The organism is Pseudomonas sp. Pdm06 (assembly GCF_014851795.1).
In the GTDB taxonomy this organism is placed as follows: domain Bacteria; phylum Pseudomonadota; class Gammaproteobacteria; order Pseudomonadales; family Pseudomonadaceae; genus Aquipseudomonas; species Aquipseudomonas fluorescens_AA.
Genome location: NZ_JACVAH010000077.1, coordinates 1 through 255 on the forward strand (window position 1 = coordinate 1; position 255 = coordinate 255).

Consider the following 255-nt stretch of genomic DNA (forward strand, 5'->3'; position numbering starts at 1 on the left):
CCAAAAACAACTGTGGGAGCGGGCTTGCTCGCGAAAGCGGTGTGTCAGCCACATCAATGGCGACTGACCCGACGCCTTCGCGAGCAAGCCCGCTCCCACAGGGGGTTGGGTTTAGCTCAATTCAACAACACTTGGGCCCACCCTTGCCACCGTAACGGGCCTCCTGGCGTTCGCGAAAGAACGCCTCGTAGTCCATCATCGGTTTGTCCGGGTGCTTGGTTTGCATGTGCTCGACGTAGTTGTCGTAGTCGGGCA

At 59.2% G+C, this 255-nt stretch carries 1 protein-coding gene; it reads right to left on the reverse strand.

Translation table 11 applies throughout. The features are described 5' to 3' along the window. Positions 1-121 precede the first annotated feature (121 nt). Positions 122-255: YbdD/YjiX family protein (locus IB266_RS30620; protein WP_192264482.1), on the reverse strand; the 134-nt coding region annotated here is incomplete at its 5' end.